Here is a 2008-nt window from a genome sequence, read left to right on the forward strand (position 1 = left end):
GCTTGATGCGGCCTTCCTTGAGGTAGTCGTGGAAGAGCTTCACCGCGTGGGTGACTTCCACCGGGGCCTGGCCGTTGGGCTGCTTGGTCCAGTAGGGGCCTTCGTACTTGGCGGCGCGGTAGGCGTGGCCGCACTCGGTGATGCAGATCTTCTTGGCGCGCAGCTTCTGGGCGGCGTCGTAGAGGGTCTGGGTCACCTGTCCGGCCACCTTGAGGTTGCCCGAGAACATGGAGAGGTTGGTGGCCTCCCAGCCGTGGGAGGGCATGGTCCAGTTCTCGCCGGCGGCGTGCATGACCATGGCCGCTTCCTGGATGTCCTGGGGGTAGTACTTGGGCTCGCGGGAGTTCACCACGAACATGATGTTCGCGTCTTCCTTGTCGATGGGGATTTCCAGGTCCTTGAGGCGGTCCTGTCCTTCCTCGGCCATCCACTCGCAGGTCTCTACGAATTCCTCGTCGGGGATGGACATCTGGTTGCCGAACTCGACGTAGGACTGGTCGATGGTCATGAGCCTGTCGGGGCACACGTTCTGGGTGCGCATGCACTGGCGGGCGATGTTGATCATCAGGGCGATCTCGATGCCGAAGGGGCAGTACTGGGAGCAGCGGCGGCACATGGTGCAGCGTCCCCAGGCCACTTCCTTCATCTCAGCGAGCTGTTCGCGGGTGACGTTGCCCTTCTTCTTGATCAGCTCGCCCAGGGTGATCCTGGCCTTGTACTGGGGCATGAACTCGGGCTTGTTGTCGTTGGCCAGGTAGAAGAAGCAGGACTCGGAGCACAGGCCGCAGGACATGCAGGTCTTGAGCCAGGCGCGCAGGCGAGCGGTGTCGTTGCGCTCGATGACCGCCATGATCTCTTCGGCGTTGACGGGCTTTTGATCGGACATATGGCGTCTCCTACCAGGTCTTGGTGCCGCGGCGGGCGAATTCGCTGCCGATGAAGGCGCGCGTCAGGAAGAACAGGAACGCGTGGGCCAGCTTGGTGAAGGGCAGCAGGATGAGCATCATGCAGCCGAAGAGCACATGCAGGAAGAGCATCTGGTCCGGGGGAAGCAGCATCTTGTGGTAGGCAAGAAAGCCCGTGAGGAACGGCAGGAAGGTGACGCACCACACGAAGTAGTCCTTGGGCTCGGTGACGATCTTCACGTGGGGCAGCACGAAGCGACGGCCCAGCATGAACAGGGCCGAGGCCAGGAAGAGCATGGTGAGCACGTCGGTGAGGCCGTCGGGCAGGCTCGGCCAGTGGATGCCCCGGTTGAACTCGAAGGTGACGGCGTGGCCCAGGGCGAAGAGCGGGGTGAGGATCAGGCAGACGTGGAACACGAAGAAGCCCAGGGCCGTGGCCGGGCTTTCGCGCAGGGGGCGCGACCCCAGGGGCATGAGCCACGCCCACACGGAGGCGCGGGCCGCTCCGGGGTTGTAGTGGTCGTAGAAGACCTTGTCCGTGCGCTTGGACATTTTGTAGAGGCTCATGACCTGCCACAAGCTGCCCACGACGAACACGGCGAAGGCAATCCATACCAATGGACCGTTCACGAATGCGTACATGGCGTCTCCTTTCAAAAGTGATGGGCCTACGTCGCCTTGCCGGACGCCAGGGCGACCGGCCGCCAACTGCTTTCCGCCCCTGCCCGGGACGGATTGTGCACGAATTCACATGGAGTGGATGATGGGGCGCGCACGGACTTGACCGCCCGGCCGCCCCGGAGCCCCAAGGCTCCGCGCGTCCGGCGGGTCGTGCGCCGCGATGCGGCAAGCGGTCCGCTTCGGATGCGGACCGGTGTCCCCCCACCCCCTCCCGTCTGTCGCGTGCAGGCCCTCACTGCCCTGTGCGTCGCCAGCCGGGGACCCCGGTCCCTAGGCTTCCGGCCCTGGCGCATTGGAAGCGCCGTAGAGGGAGGGCAAGAAACTTTGGAACTCAGGTATATGCCGCCTACGCCTCCGGGAACACTCTGTCAAGCCGCCGCTTTCCTACCTTTCGGGGAGGTGTATTGCAGCACGCATCAAGA

2 protein-coding genes are annotated in these 2008 nt (G+C 64.0%); both read right to left on the reverse strand.

The features are described from left to right. Positions 1 to 886 (reverse strand): (Fe-S)-binding protein (locus ACV4UX_RS19005; protein WP_491594846.1); only part of this gene is annotated, 886 nt, incomplete at its 3' end. Between the two features lie 10 nt (positions 887 to 896). Continuing rightward, the gene (locus ACV4UX_RS19010; RefSeq protein WP_491594847.1) at positions 897 to 1547 is read right to left on the reverse strand and encodes a hypothetical protein; all 651 of its coding nucleotides are present in this window, start codon (positions 1545 to 1547) and stop codon (positions 897 to 899) included. Positions 1548 to 2008 lie beyond the last annotated feature (461 nt).

It is taken from the genome of Fundidesulfovibrio sp., assembly GCF_058402725.1.

Bases quoted from the DNA above. Each gene is read 5' to 3' on its own strand.
- ACV4UX_RS19010 (WP_491594847.1), bottom strand. From the start codon at position 1,547: ATGTACGCATTCGTGAACGGTCCATTGGTATGGATTGCCTTCGCCGTG.